The organism is Simiaoa sunii (assembly GCF_014337175.1).
Classification (GTDB): Bacteria; Bacillota; Clostridia; order Lachnospirales; family Lachnospiraceae; genus Acetatifactor; species Acetatifactor intestinalis.
On record NZ_CP060633.1, the window covers coordinates 1539796 to 1561418 of the forward strand.

22 protein-coding genes are annotated in these 21623 nt (G+C 46.9%); all 22 read left to right on the plus strand.

Going from position 1 to position 21623, the window contains the following annotated elements:
- Positions 1 to 114 precede the first annotated feature (114 nt).
- Positions 115 to 1485, plus strand: coding sequence for an MATE family efflux transporter (locus H9Q77_RS07150; protein ID WP_249326998.1), 1371 nt, complete (start codon positions 115 to 117; stop codon positions 1483 to 1485).
- 198 nt (positions 1486 to 1683) lie between these two features.
- Positions 1684 to 1977 carry an autorepressor SdpR family transcription factor gene (locus tag H9Q77_RS07155; RefSeq protein ID WP_249326999.1) on the plus strand — a complete coding sequence of 98 codons (294 nt, stop codon included), beginning with the start codon at positions 1684 to 1686 and terminating at the stop codon, positions 1975 to 1977.
- Positions 1952 to 2977 carry an SdpI family protein gene (locus H9Q77_RS07160; protein WP_249327000.1) on the plus strand — a complete coding sequence of 342 codons (1026 nt, stop codon included), beginning with the start codon at positions 1952 to 1954 and terminating at the stop codon, positions 2975 to 2977. The genes H9Q77_RS07155 and H9Q77_RS07160 overlap by 26 nt, the downstream gene beginning before the upstream one ends.
- A 107-nt stretch (positions 2978 to 3084) precedes the next feature.
- Positions 3085 to 4554, plus strand: a complete 1470-nt coding sequence (pap, locus tag H9Q77_RS07165) for a polyphosphate:AMP phosphotransferase (RefSeq protein ID WP_249327001.1) — start codon at positions 3085 to 3087, stop codon at positions 4552 to 4554.
- Positions 4555 to 4747: 193 nt separating this feature from the next.
- A complete protein-coding gene (locus H9Q77_RS07170) occupies positions 4748 to 6034 on the plus strand; it encodes a homoserine dehydrogenase (protein WP_249327002.1) in 1287 nt (428 codons plus the stop codon).
- A gap of 1273 nt (positions 6035 to 7307) precedes the next feature.
- A complete protein-coding gene (ylxM, locus tag H9Q77_RS07175) occupies positions 7308 to 7649 on the plus strand; it encodes a YlxM family DNA-binding protein (RefSeq protein ID WP_117466484.1) in 342 nt (113 codons plus the stop codon).
- 10 nt (positions 7650 to 7659) lie between these two features.
- The gene (gene ffh, locus H9Q77_RS07180; RefSeq protein ID WP_249327003.1) at positions 7660 to 9039 is read left to right on the plus strand and encodes a signal recognition particle protein; all 1380 of its coding nucleotides are present in this window, start codon (positions 7660 to 7662) and stop codon (positions 9037 to 9039) included.
- Between the two features lie 87 nt (positions 9040 to 9126).
- A complete protein-coding gene (rpsP, locus tag H9Q77_RS07185; protein WP_022154076.1) occupies positions 9127 to 9372 on the plus strand; it encodes a 30S ribosomal protein S16 in 246 nt (81 codons plus the stop codon).
- Between the two features lie 31 nt (positions 9373 to 9403).
- Positions 9404 to 9631, plus strand: a complete 228-nt coding sequence (locus H9Q77_RS07190; RefSeq protein ID WP_022154075.1) for a KH domain-containing protein — start codon at positions 9404 to 9406, stop codon at positions 9629 to 9631.
- A 93-nt stretch (positions 9632 to 9724) separates the two neighbouring features.
- Positions 9725 to 10237 (plus strand): ribosome maturation factor RimM, encoded by a 513-nt coding sequence (gene rimM, locus H9Q77_RS07195; RefSeq protein ID WP_118550767.1) that lies wholly within the window; start codon positions 9725 to 9727, stop codon positions 10235 to 10237.
- A complete protein-coding gene (gene trmD / locus H9Q77_RS07200; protein ID WP_249327004.1) occupies positions 10234 to 11616 on the plus strand; it encodes a tRNA (guanosine(37)-N1)-methyltransferase TrmD in 1383 nt (460 codons plus the stop codon). Before rimM ends, trmD begins: the two co-directional genes overlap by 4 nt.
- A gap of 115 nt (positions 11617 to 11731) precedes the next feature.
- The gene (gene rplS / locus H9Q77_RS07205; RefSeq protein ID WP_022153355.1) at positions 11732 to 12079 is read left to right on the plus strand and encodes a 50S ribosomal protein L19; all 348 of its coding nucleotides are present in this window, start codon (positions 11732 to 11734) and stop codon (positions 12077 to 12079) included.
- A gap of 116 nt (positions 12080 to 12195) precedes the next feature.
- On the plus strand, positions 12196 to 12771 hold the full coding sequence (gene lepB, locus H9Q77_RS07210) for a signal peptidase I (protein WP_330596093.1): 576 nt from the start codon (positions 12196 to 12198) through the stop codon (positions 12769 to 12771).
- A gap of 32 nt (positions 12772 to 12803) precedes the next feature.
- The gene (gene ylqF / locus H9Q77_RS07215) at positions 12804 to 13658 is read left to right on the plus strand and encodes a ribosome biogenesis GTPase YlqF (RefSeq protein WP_118547877.1); all 855 of its coding nucleotides are present in this window, start codon (positions 12804 to 12806) and stop codon (positions 13656 to 13658) included.
- Positions 13651 to 14196 carry a signal peptidase I gene (gene lepB, locus H9Q77_RS07220; RefSeq protein ID WP_249327005.1) on the plus strand — a complete coding sequence of 182 codons (546 nt, stop codon included), beginning with the start codon at positions 13651 to 13653 and terminating at the stop codon, positions 14194 to 14196. The genes ylqF and lepB (H9Q77_RS07220) overlap by 8 nt, the downstream gene beginning before the upstream one ends.
- Before the next feature lie 25 nt (positions 14197 to 14221).
- On the plus strand, positions 14222 to 14980 hold the full coding sequence (locus H9Q77_RS07225; protein ID WP_118550764.1) for a ribonuclease HII: 759 nt from the start codon (positions 14222 to 14224) through the stop codon (positions 14978 to 14980).
- A gap of 31 nt (positions 14981 to 15011) precedes the next feature.
- The gene (gene fliK / locus H9Q77_RS07230) at positions 15012 to 16607 is read left to right on the plus strand and encodes a flagellar hook-length control protein FliK (RefSeq protein WP_249327006.1); all 1596 of its coding nucleotides are present in this window, start codon (positions 15012 to 15014) and stop codon (positions 16605 to 16607) included.
- A gap of 47 nt (positions 16608 to 16654) precedes the next feature.
- Positions 16655 to 16963, plus strand: a complete 309-nt coding sequence (locus H9Q77_RS07235; protein WP_022153349.1) for an EscU/YscU/HrcU family type III secretion system export apparatus switch protein — start codon at positions 16655 to 16657, stop codon at positions 16961 to 16963.
- Positions 16960 to 17328: a YraN family protein gene (locus H9Q77_RS07240; protein ID WP_022153348.1), complete on the plus strand. Its 369-nt coding sequence runs from the start codon at positions 16960 to 16962 to the stop codon at positions 17326 to 17328. Before H9Q77_RS07235 ends, H9Q77_RS07240 begins: the two co-directional genes overlap by 4 nt.
- A 4-nt stretch (positions 17329 to 17332) precedes the next feature.
- On the plus strand, positions 17333 to 18187 hold the full coding sequence (gene pgeF / locus H9Q77_RS07245; protein WP_249327007.1) for a peptidoglycan editing factor PgeF: 855 nt from the start codon (positions 17333 to 17335) through the stop codon (positions 18185 to 18187).
- A 47-nt stretch (positions 18188 to 18234) separates the two neighbouring features.
- The gene (locus tag H9Q77_RS07250) at positions 18235 to 18933 is read left to right on the plus strand and encodes a response regulator transcription factor (protein WP_022153346.1); all 699 of its coding nucleotides are present in this window, start codon (positions 18235 to 18237) and stop codon (positions 18931 to 18933) included.
- Positions 18930 to 21608, plus strand: coding sequence for a sensor histidine kinase (locus tag H9Q77_RS07255; protein ID WP_249327008.1), 2679 nt, complete (start codon positions 18930 to 18932; stop codon positions 21606 to 21608). The genes H9Q77_RS07250 and H9Q77_RS07255 overlap by 4 nt, the downstream gene beginning before the upstream one ends.
- The last annotated feature ends 15 nt before the right edge of the window (positions 21609 to 21623 follow it).

The following is a 21623-nucleotide window of genomic DNA, read 5'->3' on the forward strand; positions in this document are numbered from 1 at the left end:
ATTATGATTTCAAACCGGGCAGAAGCAGCCTGCGGATTACTGTGGCATAGAATAGTGTAAAACCATAGAGAGAACCGAATGGAAACTGTGGTAATGATATAGGAGCTATGTGATATGAGTGATACAACATTGTCAAAAGAGGAGAAACAATATAAACGGCTCACAGAGGAGCCGGTAGCACGGTTAATCCTGGAACTTGGACTGCCTACTACCATCAGTATGCTGATCACGAATCTGTATAATATGGTGGATACCTGGTTCGTAAGCCAGTTAGGCACCAGTGCTACCGGAGCGGTAGGCGTGGTGTTTGGCTTGATGGCAATTATTCAGGCGTTCGGATTCATGTTCGGTCATGGCGCCGGAAGCAATATCAGCCGGTTGTTAGGAGCTCATGAAAAGGAGCGGGCGAAAGCTTTTTCCGCAACGGGATTTTATTTGGCGGTGGGAGCCGGAGTGTTGATCGCGGTGATCGGTATTGTGGATCTGAACGGATTGTGCAGATTGCTTGGAAGTACGGAGACCATCCTTCCCTATGCGAGAATCTATGCTTTCTATATTTTGGTGTCGGCACCGGCAATGGCATCCAGCTGTGTGATGAACAATGTGCTCCGGTATGAAGGCTATGCCAATCTGGCGATGGTAGGACTGGTCTCCGGCGGTATCTTAAATATGGCGGGAGATGCCATTCTTATGTGGGGGTTAAATCTTGGTATCCGGGGAGCGGCACTTTCCACTATGATCTCCCAGTACGTATCCTTTGGAATCCTGTTATTCTTTTTCCTACGTGGAAAGACCCAGAGCAGCCTGACACCGAAATATTTTACCTGGGAATTTGCCGTACATAAGAACATTCTTACAGCAGGCTTCCCCAGTATGATGCGGCAGGGACTGGCCAGCGTGTCAACCATGGTGCTGAATGCACAGGCGGCAGTCTACGGGGATATTGCCATTGCTGCTATGAGCGTGGTATCCCGTATTTTCAATTTCGTATTCAGTGTTGCACTGGGTATCGGTCAGGGCTTCCAGCCGGTATCCTCTTTCAATTATGGGGCAAAGAAGTATTCCCGCGTAAAGAAAGCATTCTGGTTCACATTGTGTGCCAGTCTGGTAACCATGGCAGTGTTCGCAGGCGTGGTGTATGTGTTCCGAAGAGAGCTGTTGCTGGAATTCCTTACGGATATGGATGCCTATGAGATTGCATTTTATGCGTTGCAGATCCAGTGCCTGACGCTTCCGTTTATTCCGGTATGTATCTGCGGCAACATGCTGTTTCAGTCCATCGGAAAGGGCGGCAGGGCGACGATCTTAGCCTCCTTCCGAAGTGGCACTATCTACATTCCGGCGCTGCTGATCCTGACGGCGTTCTGGGGAATTCGAGGCATCCAGTGGTCACAGCCGGTGTCCGATATTTTATCTGCGGTTTTGTCATTGCCGGTGGCAGTGGTGTTCTTAAGGGGCCTGCCGGAAGATGGTACGGAAGTATAGAGAAGAATGAGATCCCTTCGTTATAAGACGGAGGGATTTTTCAGGTACACAATGAATTAAGTACGGTTTTATCCATCCACAGAAAACTACAGCTATCTTAATCTGTAAATCCCTTGACAATAAATGAGGTGAATTATATAATATATTTAACAAATAGGTTAAATGTTAAATGATCGAATGAAAGGATGTGATTAATTTTTGGGAATACAGGATACGTTGAAAGCGCTGGCGGATCCTATAAGGCGTGAAATACTAAATCTTCTGAAAAACGGCCGATTGTCGGCAGGAGAGATCTGCGAACATTTTCCGGTGACGGGGGCTTCCATATCGAGGCATTTGTCGGTGCTAAAGGAGGCAGATCTGATCCGGGACAAGCGGGAAGGAAAGTTTATTTATTATGAACTGAATGCTTCCGTGCTGGAAGAAATCATGTTATGGATCACAGATTTGAAAGGAGCATCGAATAATGAAGGAAATGATACAGAAAAATAAAGGCAGGCTGATCTGCTCGGCATTTGTTATGTGCGTGGGAATGATATTGGGATATACCTGTGAGAACAGTCTGTGGGTAAACGGCATTTTTGCAGTGACTTATGTGGTAGCAATGGCAGTAACTTTTTACGACAACAGAAACAGGCAGCAGAGTGACAAGGTCATAAGAATGGTTACGTGGATCGTGCCGGGAATGACATTGCTCTATAACGGTATCGCCAGATGGATTGATAGGGGTGTAAGGAAAGAGAATCTGTTCATGGTAATTTTGTATGTCGGAATGGGATTGCTATTTGTTATTGTGGGCAATTATCTGCCCAAGGTGAAACCGAACCGCACCATCGGCATCCGCGTCGTATGGGCATTGCAGGATGAGGAGAACTGGAATGCCACGCACCGCTTCAGTGGAAAAATATGGGTGGCAGCAGGACTGTTGAGTATGAGCTGTGGACTGTTCAGTGACAGCATGGCTGCATTATTTTTGTTTATTGTCGCTATCACGGCAGCAGCTTTTGGCAGCATCCTGTATTCTTATCTCTATTATAGAAAGAAGTTGCGCACCGGAAAAGGGCTGGCAGTACACTACAACCATAAAGTGGTTGCGGTCAATGTGTTTATAATGCTCGCGTGTGTGCTATTTACGGTATGGACGTTATATACGGGAAAAATCGAGATCTGTTACGGAGAAAATGAATTTACTGTTCAGGCGGAGGGCTGGCAGGATTACACAGTGAAATATGACGCTATCGAAAGCATTGCTTACGAAGAGAATATGTTCCGGGATACGAATACAATCCGGACGAACGGTTTTGGCAACCTGAAATATTCCATGGGACATTTTCGCGATGAAATCCACGCAGATTACATCCGTTATACTCATAACGACTGTGATACTTATGTAGTCATGGAAGTAGAGGGGAGCACCGTTATTCTAAACGGTGCAGATGATGCGCAGACCCGGGAAATCTATAATAATATCAGAGAACGGATGGAAAAATAATATCTGTAAATAAATTTCCCAATTGCTTTTATATTTTTCAAAAATGGTATACACTAGACTTATGTAAGTTTTGTACAATGAGGATTTCTGGAAAGGGTGGTTACAGTATGCTGAAACAGTGGATCCCGGCGGCAAAGCCGGACAAAGAGGAACTGGACAAACGACTGGATGCAGCGCAGGAGGAGCTTTTAAGACTCCAGATGCAGATCAAGGAGCATAAGCTCCCGGTGCTGGTGCTGATCGAGGGCTGGGGTGCGGCAGGCAAGGGCAGTACCATCGGTGGAATTATTAAAAATATCGATCCCAGATTCTTCAAGGTGGCTTCCATGTCCGCACCGACAGAGGAAGAGAAGCGGAAGCCCTTCCTGTATCGGTACTTTGTAAAAATTCCGGAAGCCGGCAAGTTCGAGTTCCTGGATTCCGGCTGGATGGATGAGGTGACGAAGGGAAGACTTCGGGGCGAACTGTCGGATAAGCAGTATGCGGAGCGCATTGAGAGCATTAAACGCTTTGAAAGACAGCTGACGGACAACGGTTATCTGGTGCTGAAGCTCTTTTTCCAGATCGGAAAAAAGGAACAGAAAAAGCGTCTGGAGGAGCTGGAAGCCAGCAAAGATACCGCATGGCGTGTGGGCGAGAACGACTGGTGGCAGAACAAGCATTATGACAAATGTGAGGAAGTCTTCGACAAATACCTCACAGATACGAACGCTTCCGTAGCTCCTTGGTACATCATAGATTCCGGAGACAAAAAGTGGGCGGAATTGCAAGTGCTGGAGACATTATGCAGCGGTATCCATGTAGCCATGCAGAATGAGAGCCTTGCTGTGCCCATTTTGCAGAATGTATTCCCGCTGGTGAAGATGCCGAAGCTGTCCGAGGTGGAACTGGACAGGGAAATCTCCGAGGAAGAATACAAGAAAGAACTGCGTCATCTGCAAAAGAAGCTGAATGCCCTGCATTACCGCCTGTATCGGAAAAAGATTCCGGTAGTCATCGCCTACGAAGGCTGGGATGCCGCAGGCAAGGGCGGCAATATCAAGCGGATCGCGGGAGCACTGGATCCCAGAGGCTACGAGGTACACCCCATCGCTAGCCCGGAACCACACGAGAAAGCGAGACATTATCTCTGGCGATTCTGGACGAGACTTCCTAAGACCGGACATATTGCCATTTTTGACCGTACCTGGTACGGTCGCGTCATGGTAGAACGGCTGGAAGGCTTCTGTAGTACCAACGACTGGCAACGGGCTTATAACGAGATCAACGAGTTCGAGAAGGAATTGTCCCAGTGGGGCGCGGTGATCATCAAGTTCTGGGTACAGATCGACAAGGATACCCAACTGGAACGCTTCACAGAGCGGCAGAATACCCCGGAGAAGCAGTGGAAGATCACGGACGAAGACTGGCGTAACCGCGACAAATGGGATCAGTACGAAGATGCTGTGAACGAAATGCTCCAGAAGACCAGCACGGAATATGCTCCCTGGCACATTCTGGAATCCGTAGATAAAAAATATGCCAGAATCAAAGCATTGAAGATCGTGATAGAGGAATTGGAGAAGGCACTGGGGTAAGCGCACTGGAATAAGAATAGCTGTTTCGATATAAAAAATTGACAAAACCGTCTGATAAGGACGGTTTTTGTTGCGTTATAAATGTTTTTTGTTATAATGAGACATAGTTATTTTTGGAAATTGCAAAGATACAGAAAGATATTTGGAAACGGAAGAAATCGTCAGGTGTTACGGCACAATGAGAGGAGAAATCATGGGCGAGAACCGTAAGATATATGCAGCATTATTGGGAGCAGGAACCGTGGGAAGCGGTGTGTACAAGCTGGCAGGGATGCAGGAAGAGGATATCTGCCTGAAGACAGGAGCACATCTGGAGATTAAAAAGATTCTGGTGCGCAATCCCGGAAAGGTAAGAGAAGGAATCCCCCAGGAGTTGTTCACAGATAGCTGGCAGGAAATTCTGGAAGACCCCGAAATCCAGATCGTCATCGAAGTCATGGGTGGTATAGAACCGGCCAGAACTTATGTGGAAGAAGCCATGAAGGCCGGAAAGCAGGTGGTCACCGCCAACAAGGATCTGCTGGCGGAGTATGGGGATCCGCTGTTTGAGATTGCCACGGAGAATAAATGTGACTTACAGTTCGAGGCAGCTGTAGCAGGAGCCATTCCCATTATCCGACCTTTGCGTCAGAGTCTGGCGGGAAGTCAATTGACGGAGATCATGGGAATCGTCAATGGTACCACCAACTATATTTTGACCAAAATGTCCGAGGAAGGTATGGACTATCAGGAAGCTCTGGATATGGCTACAAGACTGGGTTATGCGGAGGCAGATCCCACAGCGGATGTGGAAGGCTACGATGCGGGACGCAAGATCGCCATTATGGCATCCATCGCTTTTAGTTCCCGCGTGACGTTTCCTCAGGTTTATACGGAAGGTATCACGAAGATCACTGCGGAGGATATACGGTATGCAAAAGAATTCGGCTATGTGATCAAACTGCTGGGTATTACAAAGCTTACAGGTAAAGGAATTGAAGTAAAAGTACATCCCACACTGATCCCGGACAGCCATCCTCTTGCCACGGTCAGAGATTCCTTCAATGCTGTATTTGTTCATGGTCAGGCTTGTGATGATGCCATGTTCATGGGACGGGGCGCCGGACAGATGCCTACCGCCAGTGCGGTACTGGGAGATGTCATTGATGTGATGCGTAATATTATCCATGGAAGCTGCGGCAAGATTGGCAGCGACAGCCATAAGAAACTTCCTGTACTGGATGTAGAGGATACGAAGAGCCGATTCTTTCTACGCTTACAGGTGGAGAATCGTGCCGGAGCCCTGGCAAATATCGCAGGAGTCCTTGGCAACAACGATGTCAGCATCGCCCAGATGGTACAGAAGCGCAGCCACGATGGCATTGCCGAGATCGTGGTCATCACCGATCTCGTAAAAGAGAGACATTTTAATGACGCCATCCGCATCATGGAAGGAATGTCCGTCGTGAGGGAAATCTCCGGCATTATCCGTGTGTACTAAAAGCATGGCTTGTAACGTAGGGTTGCCGTAAACCCCACGAACGCCTGCCGCAGGCATTCTGGAATATATAATTCCCTTGTTATACCTTCCGGTTTTCACAATTGGGGTATCAGCAACAAAACAAGCTTCTCATACCCACAAACTTTTCATAGCGTGGGTATCAGCAACAAAACAAGTTTCTGATACCCACAAACTTTTTCAAAGCGTGGGTATCAGCAACAAAACAAGCTTCTCATACCCACAAACTTTTCATAGCGTGGGTATCAGCAACAAAACAAGTTTCTGATACCCACAAACTTTCCATAGCGTGGGTATCAGCAACAAAACAAGTTTCTGATACCCACAAACTTTCCATAGCGTGGGTATCCGCAACCAAACAAGCTTCTGATACCCACAAACTTTTCATAGCGTGGGTATCCGTAACCAAACAAGCTTCTGATACCCACAAACTTTTCATGGCATGGGTATCAGCAACAAAACAAGCTTCTCATACCCTCGAACTTTCATAGTATGGGTATCAGCAACAAAATAAGTAACTCATACCCATAAACTATTCACGTTGAGGCGGAAGAAGGGTACAGAGGAGCTTGTTCCTGTCTCCTGTGCCCACGCTGAGGCGAAAGAAGGGTACAGAGGAGCTTGTTCCTGTCTCCTGTGCCCACGTTGAGGCGGAAGAAGGGCACAGAGAAGCTTGTTCCTGTCTCCTGTGCCCACGTTGAGGCGGAAGAAGGGCACAGAGAAGCTTGTTCCTGTCTCCTGTGCCCACGTTGAGGCGGAAGAAGGGCACAGAGGAGCTTCTTCCTATCACCTGTGCCCACGCTGAGGCGAAAGAAGGGCACAGAGGAGCTTCTTCCTGTCTCCTGTGCCCACTCTGTGGCGCAAGAAGGAACACGGGAGGAACTCGTCTGGTTTACGGTAACCCTACGTTACGAGCATGCACTCAATTCATAAATGTTTCGCAAAGGGCGCTCCACATTTATTGGCAGTTCTCCGCAATGAGCCACGCTATTTATAAGATTGTCAGCAAAAAACGCTGCCAATCGCATTTCTCTTCGCGGTGTTCGCCGCATCACGGCATAAGTAAAGACAGCGATTTGTGCGCAAGCGTCCATCGCTGTCCTCACTATGACTATGCGCGGCTATGCTTTCGTAACTTTCAATTTATATAATTATATAACAAAGGTGTAAAGAAAAAATACTTGACACCTATGACTTTCTATAGTATGATAGCCAAGGTGCATATCGCATGACCTATAGAAAGGCACTGGATAAGATGGACAGGATTTTGGAACAGAATCTGTTGTATGATTTCTACGGTGAGCTTCTCACCGAGCATCAGCAGCGAGTGTATGAGGATGCAGTATATAATGATATGTCTCTCAGTGAGATCGCTGGAGAACAGGGCATCAGCAGGCAGGGCGTCCATGATCTGATCAAGCGTTGCGATAAGATCCTGCAGGATTATGAAAGCAAGCTTCATCTGGTGGAACGCTTCATGGCAGCCAAGGAGAAGATCGGTGAGATCGAACAGTTGACAGCGGAGGATACCACGGATCCCGAAGAACGGATGAGACGCATCCGAGAATTGTCCAGATCCCTTTTAAAGGAATGGTAAGGAGCAGCAAATGGCATTTGAAAGTTTAACAGACAAACTCCAAAATGTTTTTAAAAACTTAAGAAGCAAAGGCCGTCTGACGGAAGAGGATGTCAAGTCCGCACTGAAGGAAGTCAAGATGGCGCTACTGGAGGCAGATGTTAACTTCAAGGTAGTCAAGCAGTTCGTGAAGGCAGTGGAAGAGCGTGCCATTGGCCAGGATGTCATGAACGGTCTGAATCCCGGACAAATGGTGATCAAGATCGTAAATGAAGAGATGATCAACCTCATGGGCAGTGAGACCACAGAGATCGCCATGCAGCCGGGTAAGGCCATTACCGTCATCATGATGGCAGGTCTTCAGGGTGCAGGTAAGACCACAGCAACTGCGAAAATTGCTGGTAAGCTGAAGCTCAAGGGCAAAAAGCCGTTATTGGTAGCCTGCGATATTTACCGTCCCGCAGCCATTGAACAGTTACAGATCAACGGTAAGAAGCAGGAAGTCGATGTGTTCTCCATGGGAACGGATCACAAGCCTGCAGAGATTGCACAGAATGCGATCGCATATGCGGAGAAGAACGGTCATAATGTAGTAATCCTCGATACTGCCGGACGACTTCATGTGGATGAAGACATGATGGCAGAACTTCAGGAGATCAAAGAAACCGTGACAGTGCATCAGACACTGTTGGTAGTCGATGCAATGACCGGTCAGGATGCTGTAAATGTGGCAAAGGAATTCGATGAAAAGGTGGGCGTCGACGGTGTGATCCTGTCCAAAATGGACGGCGATACCAGAGGCGGTGCGGCACTTTCCATCAAAGCAGTCACAGGCAAGCCGATCCTTTTTGTAAGTATGGGAGAGAAGCTGTCTGACTTAGAGCAGTTCTACCCCGACCGTATGGCAAGCCGGATCTTAGGCATGGGCGACGTATTATCCCTCATTGATAAGGCGCAGGCAAGCATTGACATCGATGAGGAGAAGAGCCGTGATATGGCCGGCCGCATGAAGAAAGGTAAGTTCGATTTTGAAGATTACCTGGAGAGCATGAAGCAGATGCGCAACATGGGCGGTCTGTCAAGTATCTTAGGGATGCTTCCCGGAATGGGTATCAAGACCTCGGATTTAGAGGCTGCCATTGATGAGACCCAGATGAAGCGCACGGAAGCCATCGTATTATCCATGACGAAGGAAGAACGCAGGAATCCCAAGATCCTGACCCCTCAGAGAAAACACCGCATTGCAAAAGGTGCCGGCGTGGATATCGCAACGGTGAACCGGTTTATCAAACAGTTTGAGCAGACCCAGAAGATGATGAAGCAGTTTGGCGGCGGCAAAAAGGGCCGCGGCGGCATGGGCGGTATGTTTGGCGGCGGAAAATTTCCCGGCATGGGCGGCAGATTTTTCTAAGCACTTTTACTTATTTAACTTAAGTCCGATATGAACAATCAGTTCTTATCATATAAATTTATTTTTTTATTAATGGAGGAAAAAGAAATGGCAGTAAAGATCAGATTAAGAAGAATGGGACAGAAGAAGGCTCCTTTTTACAGAATCATTGTAGCAGATTCTCGTTCTCCCAGAGACGGTAGATTCATCGAGGAGATCGGTACTTACGATCCTTCCACCGATCCTTCCACTTTCAAGATCAACGAAGACCTGGCTAAAAAGTGGTTACAGAACGGTGCTCAGCCTACCGAGCAGGTTGCTAAGCTTTTCAAGGTTGCAGGAATCGAGAAATAAGTTCTAAATATCTATTCATCGGAGGTGGATTATGAAGGAACTAGTAGAAGTAGTTGCAAAGGCACTCGTTGATAATCCGGATGAAGTAGTTGTAACTGAGAAGACAGAAGGAAAAAATATCGTCCTTGAACTTCATGTAGCTGCGTCCGATATGGGTAAGGTGATCGGTAAGCAGGGACGTATTGCAAAAGCAATCCGCTCCGTTGTGAAGGCAGCATCATCCAAAGACAACACAAGAGTGGACGTTGAGATCGTTTAATTCAAGTTAGAAGATCATAGACGTTGAGCGGAGAAACATACAGATGTGTGTTTCTCCGTTTTTTGGCTATCAGCCGGAATGGAGTAAGACTATATGGAAGATCTGTTACAGGTCGGCATTATCACTTCCACCCATGGGGTAAGAGGAGAAGTGAAGGTATATCCTACCACGGATGATCCCAGAAGATTCCGCAGATTAAAGGAAGTCGTTCTGGATACCGGCAGGGAAAAATTAAATCTGGAAATCGAAGGCGTCAAGTTCTTTAAACAGTTTGTGATCCTGAAATTCAAAGGACTGGACAACATTAACGATATAGAAAAATACCGTCAGAAAAGCCTGTATGTGACCCGTAAAAATGCGGTGCGTCTGCAAAGAGACGAGTATTTCATTGCAGACCTGATCGGACTTAAGGTGCAGGATGAGGATGGCACAGAATTAGGTACGGTAAAGGATGTCATCGAGACCGGTGCCAATGATGTTTACGAAGTGGAGATGGCGGACGGCAGAAGTCTGCTTTTGCCCGCTATCAAACAGTGTATACTGAACGTGGACGTGGAGAACGGCATGATGCAGGTACATGTATTGGAAGGATTGCTTGACTTATGATGAAGTTTCACATTTTGACCCTGTTTCCTGAGATGGTGCAACAAGGACTGGCGACCAGTATTTTAGGAAGAGCGGCGGAGAAGAACCTGATCTCCATCGATGCGGTGAATATCCGGGATTACACACAGGACAAGCATGGAAAAGTAGATGATTACACTTATGGCGGCGGCGCCGGAATGCTGATGCAGGCACAGCCGGTCTATGATGCTTACCGGTCGGTAGCAGGAGAAAAAAAGATCCGCTGCGTCTATCTGACTCCCCAGGGAGAGCCTTTTACACAGAAAAAGGCAAAGGAATTGTCCGGGGAAGAGGAACTGGTATTACTTTGTGGACATTACGAAGGAATTGATGAGCGAGTATTGGAGGAAGTGGTAACCGATTATATCTCCATCGGGGATTATGTTCTCACCGGTGGAGAACTGGCTGCCATGGTCGTGGTGGACGCTGTGGCACGACTGGTACCCGGAGTGCTTAATAACGACGAATCCGCCGAGACAGAGAGCTTTCATAACGATCTGCTGGAATATCCCCAGTATTCCCGCCCGGAGGACTGGCATGGAAAGAAGGTACCGGAGGTGCTTTTATCCGGAAATCATAAGAAAATAAGCGCCTGGCGCCGGGAACAGTCCGAGCGACGCACCGAAGAACGCCGTCCGGATCTCTATGCAAAATATCAGGAAAAACAGCGGGTCATCAAAAAACTTTCCGCGAAGAAACGTATTTTTATTCATCTGATGGAGACACTGTCCAGAGGACTGGGGGAAGTTCTCTATGCAGAGGGGAAAAATGTACTGATCTATCTGCCGGAGATCGGCAATGCTATGCTGAATGCGGAGGATGAGGAGCATTTGGAGAAAATGCTGCCACTGATTCCGAAAGCCGTGTCGGAGCATAGTATCGTGACCGTGACAGACCGGTGGAATGAACGTGTCAGTGAGATTTTAGGGTATCATGGCAGTATGCTATGTTCCCAGGCGTGCTATACCAGAGGAGAACCACTTCCGGTGAAGCATAAGGACATCCGGCAGCTGACAGTGGAAGAGGTCCCTTATGTGGCGGAGCATTATCATCTGGGAGATGAGATTTATGTTCGGGAGAGGATTGCAGCCGGAGATGTCTTCGGTATTTATATTGAAGGAAAACTCTGTGGTTTTATAGGATGTCACAATGACGGCAGCATGGGAATGCTGTATGTGGAGGATGCATACCGCAGACAAGGACTTGCAGCATCCCTGGAAGGTTATCTGATCAACAAACAGAGAGAACAGGGGATGATACCCTACGCCCATATTGTGAATGGAAATGAAGCGTCCGTACAACTGCAGGAACGGTTGGGGCTGAATCTGTCGGAAGCTGTGATCTGGTGGCTGTACAGATAAAAAAAGCTTGCTTTTTATGCAGGCTTATGATAAAATCTGAATGTTGTGAAAACGAGATGGTCCTCTGTTACCAATAAGCGTATTAAGAACATCCATTTTATGAAGGAGGCTCATTATGAGTAACATTATCAAAGAGATCGAAGCAGAACAGTTAAAAGAGACCGTTGACCAGTTTGAAGTTGGCGATACCGTTAAGGTATACGGCAAGATCAAAGAGGGTAACCGTGAGAGAATCCAGGTGTTTGAGGGCGTTGTACTGAAGAGACAGGGCGGCAGCAACAGAGAGACTTTCACTGTTAGAAAGACTTCTAACGGAATCGGCGTAGAGAAGACCTGGCCTTTACACTCTCCCAATGTAGAGAAGATCGAAGTTGTAAGAAAGGGTAAAGTAAGACGCGCTAAGCTGAATTACTTAAGAGATCGTGTTGGTAAGAAGGCAAAGGTTAAGGAATTAGTAAAATAATTGTATTGACCGGTGAGGGCAGCTGTTTTCGGACAGCTGCCTTTTATATTTGAAAAAACACCCCGGATATGGTACACTGTGACTTGTAAACTTGGATAGTAAGATAGGGCATAAGATTGAGAAATAAAGGATTAAGTTTTTACAAAAAAAAGAAAAAGATCAGTCAGGCACTTTTGCGGGAGATATTCAGCTGGATCTTCAGCATTGCGTTGTCTGTGTTTCTCGCCGGAGTTATAGTGATCTTCCTCGGCAGGTCGGCAAGAGTGGTGGGTATGTCCATGGAACCGACATTGGAGAACGGACAGCAGATCTACATTGACCGTTTTACCTATATCCTGTCGTCCCCCAAGGCAGGAGATGTTGTGGCATTTCTGCCCAATGGCAATGAGAATTCCCATTATTATATTAAGAGAGTCGTGGCAGGACCGGGGGATAAAGTACGGATCGCAGACGGAACACTGTATGTGAACGGTCAGCAGAGTATCTGGGTTACAGAGAGGGTACTGGATGCCGGTATTGCTGAGAATGAGCTGATTCTTGGAAGCAGAGAATATTTCTGCATCGGAGATAATCCGAATAACAGTGAAGACAGCAGATCAGCCAATATCGGTCCGGTGGATGAGGATGATATTGTGGGCAAGGCATGGTTCCACCTAAAATCTTCTACAGAAGGTATGGGATTTATCAAATAAAGGAATGCAGGAATAAAGGAAAGAGGAAACGAATGAATTATCAATGGTATCCCGGCCATATGACCAAAGCACGTCGTATGATGCAGGAAAATATAAAACTTATCGATTTGGTCATTGAACTGGTAGATGCCAGAATTCCCATCAGCAGCAGAAATCCAGACATTGATGAACTGGGAAAGGGAAAGTCCAGGATCATTTTATTGAACAAATCCGATCTGGCGGATCCTGTCTGGAATAAAAAATGGGTGGAATATTTTGCCGCAAAGGGAATGGGAGTGTTGGAGATCAATTCCCGTACCGGAATGGGAATCAAATCCATTCAGGGACTGGTACAGGAAGTCTGTAAGGAAAAAATCGAGCGTGACAGGAAGCGTGGAATTGTAAATCGTCCGGTCCGTGCAATGGTCGTAGGAATTCCCAATGTAGGAAAATCCACTTTTATTAATTCTTTTGCAGGCAAAGCCTGTGCAAAGACCGGTAATAAGCCAGGCGTGACAAAAGGAAAACAGTGGATCCGGCTGAACAAGGGACTGGAACTTTTGGATACTCCCGGTATCCTGTGGCCGAAGTTTGAGGACCAGCAGGTGGGAATGCGGCTGGCGTTTATCGGATCCATGAATGATGAGATCCTGATCCCTGATGAGCTGGCATGTGATCTTATCGGAGCCATCAAAGAGCTGTATCCGAAAGCACTGCAGGAGCGCTACGCAGCAGATCCTGTGGGTAAACCCATAGAAATACTGGAAGCGGTGGCAGAGAGCCGCAAATGTTATTCAAAGGGAGAACAGCTGGACCTGGTAAAGGCATCCGGACTTCTGATCGATGATTTCCGCAGCGGCAAGCTGGGAAGAATGACACTGGAGAGGATAGATTCAGACAATGAATAAAGTAATGAAAGAATTTTTGAACACTGCCATTTACCTGCTCTGCGTTCTGGGAGCGGTGTGGCTTGTGATCACCTTCGTGGGACAGCGTACCGAAGTGGAGGGAGCCTCTATGGAGAATAACCTTCACAATGGGGATAACCTGATTGTGGATAAGCTGAGTTATCGTTTTCGTGATCCGGAGCGTTTTGATATTATTGTATTTCCGTTTCAGTATCAGGCAAATACATATTATATTAAACGTATCATCGGATTACCCGGAGAGACGGTACAGATCATGGAGGATGGCAGCATTTACATCAACGGCGAGAAAATGGAGGAGTCCTACGGAAGAGAAGTGATTCAGCCGGAGACGATCGGGCGGGCCGCGGAACCGATCGTACTTGGAGAGGACGAGTATTTTGTCATGGGAGATAACAGGAATAATTCCAGTGACAGCCGGACGGATATCGTAGGGAATATCAAACGGGAAGATATTATCGGAAAAGCATGGCTGAGAATCTGGCCGCTTTCTGATTTCGGAGTGTTGAAGCATCAGTGAATTTAACAGATGATCGGAGAAAAAGATGGAAAGTGCAGCGAAGATCAAAGAAATATTACAGGCAGCGGAGTTAGAGAAGCTGCCTGATTTTATAGCAGCATATCAAGAGGATCCCAGGAACGGCGTACAGAAACTGGTTGCATCAGCACAGAAAAAACTGGACGCATTGGAAAAGGAAAAACAGAGAATAGAGAATCTGAAAAAATATGAGAAGGAATATGCAGGATACACTTATATCTGCGGTATTGACGAAGTGGGCAGAGGACCGCTTGCGGGACCTGTGGTAGCGGGTGCTGTCATTTTACCTAAGGACTGCAATATTCTCTATATTAATGATTCCAAGCAATTATCCGAAAAAAAGAGAGAAGAACTGTATGATGTAATCACAAAGGAAGCAGTAGCCTGGGCGGTAGGGTACGCATCTCCGGAGAGAATCGATGAGATCAATATTTTACAAGCTACTTATGAGGCAATGAGGGAAGCTATCGGTAAATTGTCACCGGCACCGGATCTGCTTTTAAATGATGCGGTTACAATTCCCGGAGTGAGTATCCGGCAGGTACCGATCATTAAGGGAGATGCCAAAAGTATTTCCATCGGGGCAGCCAGTATTGTGGCAAAGGTGACCAGAGACCGGCTGATGGAACAGTATGCGGATGTGTTCCCGGAGTACGACTTTGCTTCCAATAAGGGGTATGGCAGTGCAGCGCATATTGCCGCTTTGAAGCAATATGGCCCCACACCGATTCACAGACACAGTTTTATCAAAAACTTCGGATTTTAGAAGAAAATCTCAGGGGAGAGCAGAACATACGATGAAACTGACAGGATGGTTTTCGCAGGACAAAATCACGGATAACAGCAAAGTGCAGACGACGGATACCCAAAATGCGGAACAGGTGAGTCGGCAGATCCGGACACTGGTTCCGGGACAGACGATTCGAGGGGAGGTAGTCTCCAGAGAAGGGAATAATGCGCAGATCCGTCTGCTTCAGGATGTTCTGATCGATGCCAGGGTGGATGCGGATATTCGTCTGGATTTAGGACAGAATATTACATTTCAGGTCAAAAATAACGGACAGGTACTGAGCTTAAGTCCGCTATTTACAAATATGGCAACGGAGGGAACCGTGCTGAAAGCATTGGAAATGGCATCGCTGCCGACCAATGAGAGTACAGTAGCCATGACGAAACAGTTGATGGATGCAGGTTTCCCTATTGATAAAAATACTTTGCAGCAGATCTGGCATGAGAGCAATGTTTTTCCGGAAGCGGCAATCGAAGATATCGTGAACCTGCACCGGCTGGAACTTCCGGTTACGGAGGAAAATCTGACGCAGATGGCATCTTATCGTAATCTGACATATCAGCTGACGGAGGGAATCACAGCTGTGGCGGAGAGCCTGAATAGTACATTGCAGGGACTGACAACAAACGGTGAGATAGAACAGGCAGCTACGATCTACAGTCATATTCTGGAGTTGTTGATTCCCGGAGAAGAGAATCCGGAAGCACAGCGGGCAACCGTACAATTCCCCGATTCGGAGCAGACAGAGACGGTATTGCAGCCGGGGGAGACCATGTCACAGACAAAGGAGGCAATAGCGCATACGGATACTGCTGTTACGGATGGAACGCCGGAAGCGTCAAAAACTATGCTTCCTACACAGAAAATGATCGTGGACGGAACGAAACCGGAAGATGCCGCAGAAGTGGTGTTGAAGCTGTTAAAACAGGGATTGGCGACCAAGGACACTGCTTTACTGCGCAGTGTTTTACAGAATTTCAAAATAGCGGGATTGCCGGGCGAATTGTTGCAGGATGCATGGAGTATCCGACCGGAGGATGTGGAATCTTCGGAGAAGGTGGAAGAACTTTATCAGAAACTTGGGAAACAGTTAAAGAGTCTGGCGGGTCTTCTGGAAGAAAACGGGCAAAGCAGTTCCAACGCTTTTCAGGCGGTGACAAATTTAAGCCGGAATGTGGATTTTTTACAGCAGATCAACCAGACGTATGCCTATATCCAGCTCCCTCTTCATTTGCGGCAGGGGGAACATAAGACAGGAGAACTGTTTGTATATACAAATAAGAAAAACCTCGCAGGGAAAGACGGACGGGTCAGCGCACTGCTTCATCTGGATATGGAACATTTGGGCCCGTTGGATGTCTATGTGGCGTTACAGGATACCAAAGTCAGCACGAAATTCTATGTTCAGAATGATACGATTCTGGATTACCTGGAAGCCAATATGGAGGTACTGACACAGAGACTAAAACAGCGGGGATATGTTTGCAATTGTGAGACTACTCTGCGAACAGAACTTCAGCAGACAGCACAGGCAATGGCCCCCGTTCTTAAGGCGGGAGGCAGTGTTCCCGTGGCACAATATGCATTTGACGTAAGGACGTAGCGCAGTGAATGGATAGGGTAAGCAAAACCGGAGAGGGAACAGAATGAATGGATGACGAGAAAAAGAAAGTAAAACAGGCGATCGCCCTGGAATATGATCCTTCCGATGAGGCGCCGCGGGTGGTAGCCAGCGGAAAAGGAATTCTGGCAGATAAGATTATCGAAAAGGCCCGGGAGAGCAGCGTGCCGATCCATCGGGATGACAAGCTGGCAGATACTTTGTCCAGGCTGGATATCGGAGAGATGATCCCACCGGAACTCTATGAAGTGGTAGCGGAAATTCTGGTATTTGTAGATGCGGTAGATCATCGTATGGTAAAAGAGAATGTAGCAGATGGGGGAAAACATAAGAATTGAATAACAGGCAGACGGGGAATGCTTATGAGCAGATGGCAGCAGAATATCTGCAAAAAAAAGGAATGATCATCCTGGATCGAAATTTCCGCAGGGGGAGAAACGGAGAAATTGATATTGTAGGCAGAGACGGAAAATATCTTGTATTTGTCGAAGTGAAATATCGATCCGGAACCGCCAAAGGAAATGCGGCAGAAGCTGTGACAATATCAAAACAGCGAAAAATATGCAGTGTAGCGGATTATTACCGTTGCCTGCATAACTATAACGATAATACATGGGTGCGCTATGATGTGGTGGCAATTCAGGGAGAGAAGATTCAGTGGATCCCTAATGCTTTTCCACATTATTATCGCACAAGAGGTTAGAGATATGTATCAACTGATCAGAAGTAAGCACGGCGATAAAAACAGCATACAACAGAGACAGGCAGGAGAACTGGAGTATCTGGTGTTCCCGAAGCTGGAAGAGACCGGAGCGGTGAAACATTTGTTTACCACCAGAACAGGTGGTGTAAGTAGCGGAATTTATGCGACCATGAATCTCAGCTTTTCCAGAGGGGATGATCCTTTGAATGTTATGGAGAATTACAGACGGATCGGGGAAGTACTCGGCACGGACCCGGAGCATATGGTGGCATCCAGACAGACCCATACTACCAATATACACGCGGTAACGGAGAAAGATTGCGGCAATGGAATCGGCAGAGCTTCCTCTTATGAGGATATTGACGGACTGGTAACGGATGTTCCGGGGATTGCACTGGTGACTTATTATGCGGATTGTGTCCCTCTGTATTTTGTAGATCCGGTACACAGAGCAATAGGTCTGGCACATTCCGGATGGAGAGGAACGGTTGCGGGAATGGCTGCCTGTATGGTACTGTATATGCAGGAGCATTTTCATAGCAGACCGGAGGAGCTGGTGACGGCAATCGGTCCATCCATCTGTGCTGACTGTTATGAGATCGGTGAAGACGTAGCAGAACAATTTCGGGGACATTTTCCGGAAAAAGTTCTGCAAAAGGGAAAGACACCCGGAAAATATCAATTGGATCTGTGGCAGGCCAATCGGAGCATTTTATTAAATGCAGGGGTACTTCCGGAACATATTGCTGTAACGGATGTATGTACCTGCCATAACCCGGAGTACCTTTTTTCACACCGTGCAAGTCACGGACAAAGAGGGAATCTTGCAGCTTTTTTAATGCTGAAAAATAATAGTTAATAACATTTTAGGTGGGAGTAGCGTGCAGACGCAGAAATGAGGGAAGTATGGCAAACATTTTAGTGTGTGATGATGACAAAGAGATCGTGGATGCGATTGAAATCTATCTGAGTCAGGATGGTTACAAAATATATAAAGCATATGATGGAGAGCAGGCGATACAGATTTTGGATAAGGAAGAAATTCATCTGCTGATCATGGATATTATGATGCCGAAGCTGGATGGCATACGTGCAACACTGAAGATTCGTGAGTACAGCAGTATTCCCATTATCATTCTGTCGGCGAAATCCGAAGATACGGATAAGATTCTGGGTCTGAACATCGGGGCGGATGATTATATCTGCAAGCCGTTTAATCCGTTAGAACTCGTGGCCAGGGTGAAATCGAACCTGCGCAGATATACTTCCCTGGGAAGTCTCACCGGAGAGAATAAGGCAATCTATCAGGTGGGAGGACTGGTGTTGAATGACGACACCAAACAGGTAACGGTGGATGACGAACCGGTCAAGATGACACCCATCGAGTACAATATTTTATTGCTTCTGATGAAGAATCAGGGGCGCGTATTTTCCATTAATCAGATCTATGAGAGCATATGGAACGAGGATGCCATAGGGGCAGACAATACCGTTGCGGTGCATATCCGGCACATTCGCGAGAAAATAGAAATCAACCCCAAGGAACCAAGATACTTAAAAGTAGTATGGGGAGTCGGTTACAAGATTGATAAGGAGCAGGCATGAGAAAACCAACGTTAAAGCGGCTGGCACTGGGATTGGTACAGCAGACGGCCGCATTGTTGCTGATGGTTGCCATTGCTGCGATCCTGTTTAATTCTTACCTGGCAGTGGATACGGCAGACGGAACCAAAGTATATGAATTATCACCATTGGATGCGGAGACTGAATTTGAGGACTCTGTGATTTTCCATGATCTGTTTCAAAGCTCAGTATCGGACATTATACAGCTTATGGTGATTAAGGGACAGATGGAAACAAATGGTTCGTTTGATCCCTACAAATATATTGACATTACGGAATTTGTCTCCGGTAAAACCGGCGGTGCAGACTGCCCGGTGACTGCGGTGTACGAATTGGAGGATCTGATCAAATGGGGAAAATACGGCGTGGAATATACGGATCGTATTATGAGCATGTCGGATTTTGTGAATTACTTTGGATCGGTGAATCAGAATTCTAATTTCAGACTGGACGCAGACGGGCAGCTGGTATTCTCTGTGGAAGGCACACAGACAGAAGAACAGCAGCAGGCGGTAACACAGGCAATCGAAGCAATTCCGGAGAGCCAGCGGACAGAACGGCTGGAAGATCTGGCATTTACGTATATCGTCAAAGAGAGTGTCACGGATATCAGAGTGTCCAGGGAAGATGACGGAACATTGACGGTCTATTTTCCTATGCTCGTATGCAGATATGCCACGGTGGATGGGGAAAAACAACTGACCGCCTGTGCCAATAACTGGGTGGAGTACACTGCTTTACAAAATAATCTGGCACTGGCAATCCATACATTGTCCGCAAATTACGAACAGTATCAGAACTGTAATGATCTGTATCAGGAGAATGCGAGCAACCTGAAGTATGCGGTGCGCCTGATGTCAAAGGATGGCATTACGAGGACTTATACAAATGTCTCGGAGATTGCGGACAGTTCCGATAACGAGATGACGGATTACTTCTCCGAATACAGAAGGTATCTTATTTACTATCCGGACAGTCTGGAATTTACCGGCAATACCGGAATGACGGAGAGACAGATCTACCAGTATCTCAAGGATTATGATTATGCGCATCCGGATATGACACATATATGGATCGCAGTGGATACGAACTATCCGGTACAGGGAGATGCATTTTACAATGCCAATGTAGTGTTCCAGAGAATTGTTCCGAATATCTGGTATTTGATCGGCGGGGGCATTCTGCTGGTGGTGTTATGGCTGTTGATCGGTATTTATCTGACGGTGACAGCAGGAGTGGCTTTTGACGAGGAAGACGAACCGGTATTGTATCTGAACGGAATCGATCATGTCTGGATCGAATGCATGGTATTGGTTTTGCTGGCATGTGTTTATGCCGGAAAAGTGGGATACGGTTATCTGATGGATACGGCCAATAAGGTATATCTGAGTCATTCGGAAATACAGGGTCGGGAAATTACCCGTCTGGCGGCCTATGGTGTGTTCGCAGTGTACGGGTTCTCGGTTAGTGCCGGAATCAACGTATTCTGGTATAGTCTGATCCGCAGAATCAAATCTCATAATATGTGGAGTGACAGTTTTCTGCACTGGCTGGTCAGCAGCTTTGGCAAGGCGGTACATTTTGTGTCATCCCACAGGAACTCTGCGGTCAGTTCCCTGATTCCGTATAATCTGTTTCTGTTGGCAAATCTTGCTGGAATATTAGCGGCGTATCTGCTTCGCGGCAAGGGAGTATGGTGGCTTCTTCCTGCATTTGCGGCCGTTATTCTGGATGGCATTGTGGGAGTGCTCAAATTCAAGCAGAAGGCGGAACAGATTGATATTGTGGAGGGAATCCGCAGGATCCGTGACGGAGAAGTGGATTACAAACTGGATGTGGAGGCGCTTCACGGAGATAACCGCGAGATGGCGGATGCTGTAAATAATATCGGAGAAGGTATCCGCAAGGCGGTAAGTACCAGCATGAAGGATGAACAGATGAAATCGGATCTGATAACCAATGTCTCCCATGACATCAAGACACCTCTGACTTCCATTATCAACTATGTGGATCTGTTGAAGAGACTAAAAATTACAGAGGAACCGGCCAAGAGTTATATTGCGGTGCTTGATAGTAAGTCTCAGAGACTGAAGCAGCTTACAGATGATCTGGTGGAGGCTTCTAAAATATCTTCCGGCAATATCGTACTGAACCTGGAACCGTTGAATCTTACAGAATTGCTGAATCAGGCAGTAGGAGAATTCTCGGATCGGCTGGAAGAGAAAAAGCTGCAGATCATATTTGACGGAAGTGATGTAGCGGGGATGATATATGCTGACAGCCGCAGAATGTGGAGAATTATAGAAAATTTATTCCAAAATATCTGCAAATACGCATTGGAAGGAACTAGAGTTTATCTGGAGATGAAGGTTGAAGGTGGGAGAGTAACCGCTTCCCTGAAAAATATTTCCGACAGACCGATGAATCTGAAGGGAGAAGAGCTTTCGGAACGTTTTATCCGTGGAGATGCCTCCAGAACAACGGAAGGAAGCGGACTGGGACTGTACATTGCAAAAAATCTTACCCAGGCCCAGCATGGTGAATTTCAGATTCAGCTGGACGGAGATCTGTTTAAAATCATTCTGGATTTCCCTGAGTACGAGAGACCGTCGCAGGAGGAGACAGCGGTTCCGGTTGAAACTATAGAAGAAGCATAATAAAAACGCAGGAGC

Coding starts and splice junctions, on each gene's coding strand:
- H9Q77_RS07235 (WP_022153349.1), top strand. CDS start 16,655: ATGGATGACGAGAAAAAGAAAGTAAAACAGGCGATCGCCCTGGAATAT.
- ylxM (WP_117466484.1), top strand. CDS start 7,308: ATGGACAGGATTTTGGAACAGAATCTGTTGTATGATTTCTACGGTGAG.
- H9Q77_RS07170 (WP_249327002.1), top strand. CDS start 4,748: ATGGGCGAGAACCGTAAGATATATGCAGCATTATTGGGAGCAGGAACC.
- fliK (WP_249327006.1), top strand. CDS start 15,012: ATGAAACTGACAGGATGGTTTTCGCAGGACAAAATCACGGATAACAGC.
- rimM (WP_118550767.1), top strand. CDS start 9,725: ATGGAAGATCTGTTACAGGTCGGCATTATCACTTCCACCCATGGGGTA.
- lepB (WP_249327005.1), top strand. CDS start 13,651: ATGAATAAAGTAATGAAAGAATTTTTGAACACTGCCATTTACCTGCTC.
- H9Q77_RS07225 (WP_118550764.1), top strand. CDS start 14,222: ATGGAAAGTGCAGCGAAGATCAAAGAAATATTACAGGCAGCGGAGTTA.
- H9Q77_RS07160 (WP_249327000.1), top strand. CDS start 1,952: ATGAAGGAAATGATACAGAAAAATAAAGGCAGGCTGATCTGCTCGGCA.
- pgeF (WP_249327007.1), top strand. CDS start 17,333: ATGTATCAACTGATCAGAAGTAAGCACGGCGATAAAAACAGCATACAA.
- rplS (WP_022153355.1), top strand. CDS start 11,732: ATGAGTAACATTATCAAAGAGATCGAAGCAGAACAGTTAAAAGAGACC.
- rpsP (WP_022154076.1), top strand. CDS start 9,127: ATGGCAGTAAAGATCAGATTAAGAAGAATGGGACAGAAGAAGGCTCCT.
- ffh (WP_249327003.1), top strand. CDS start 7,660: ATGGCATTTGAAAGTTTAACAGACAAACTCCAAAATGTTTTTAAAAAC.
- H9Q77_RS07255 (WP_249327008.1), top strand. CDS start 18,930: ATGAGAAAACCAACGTTAAAGCGGCTGGCACTGGGATTGGTACAGCAG.
- ylqF (WP_118547877.1), top strand. CDS start 12,804: ATGAATTATCAATGGTATCCCGGCCATATGACCAAAGCACGTCGTATG.
- trmD (WP_249327004.1), top strand. CDS start 10,234: ATGATGAAGTTTCACATTTTGACCCTGTTTCCTGAGATGGTGCAACAA.
- pap (WP_249327001.1), top strand. CDS start 3,085: ATGCTGAAACAGTGGATCCCGGCGGCAAAGCCGGACAAAGAGGAACTG.
- H9Q77_RS07150 (WP_249326998.1), top strand. CDS start 115: ATGAGTGATACAACATTGTCAAAAGAGGAGAAACAATATAAACGGCTC.
- H9Q77_RS07250 (WP_022153346.1), top strand. CDS start 18,235: ATGGCAAACATTTTAGTGTGTGATGATGACAAAGAGATCGTGGATGCG.
- H9Q77_RS07190 (WP_022154075.1), top strand. CDS start 9,404: ATGAAGGAACTAGTAGAAGTAGTTGCAAAGGCACTCGTTGATAATCCG.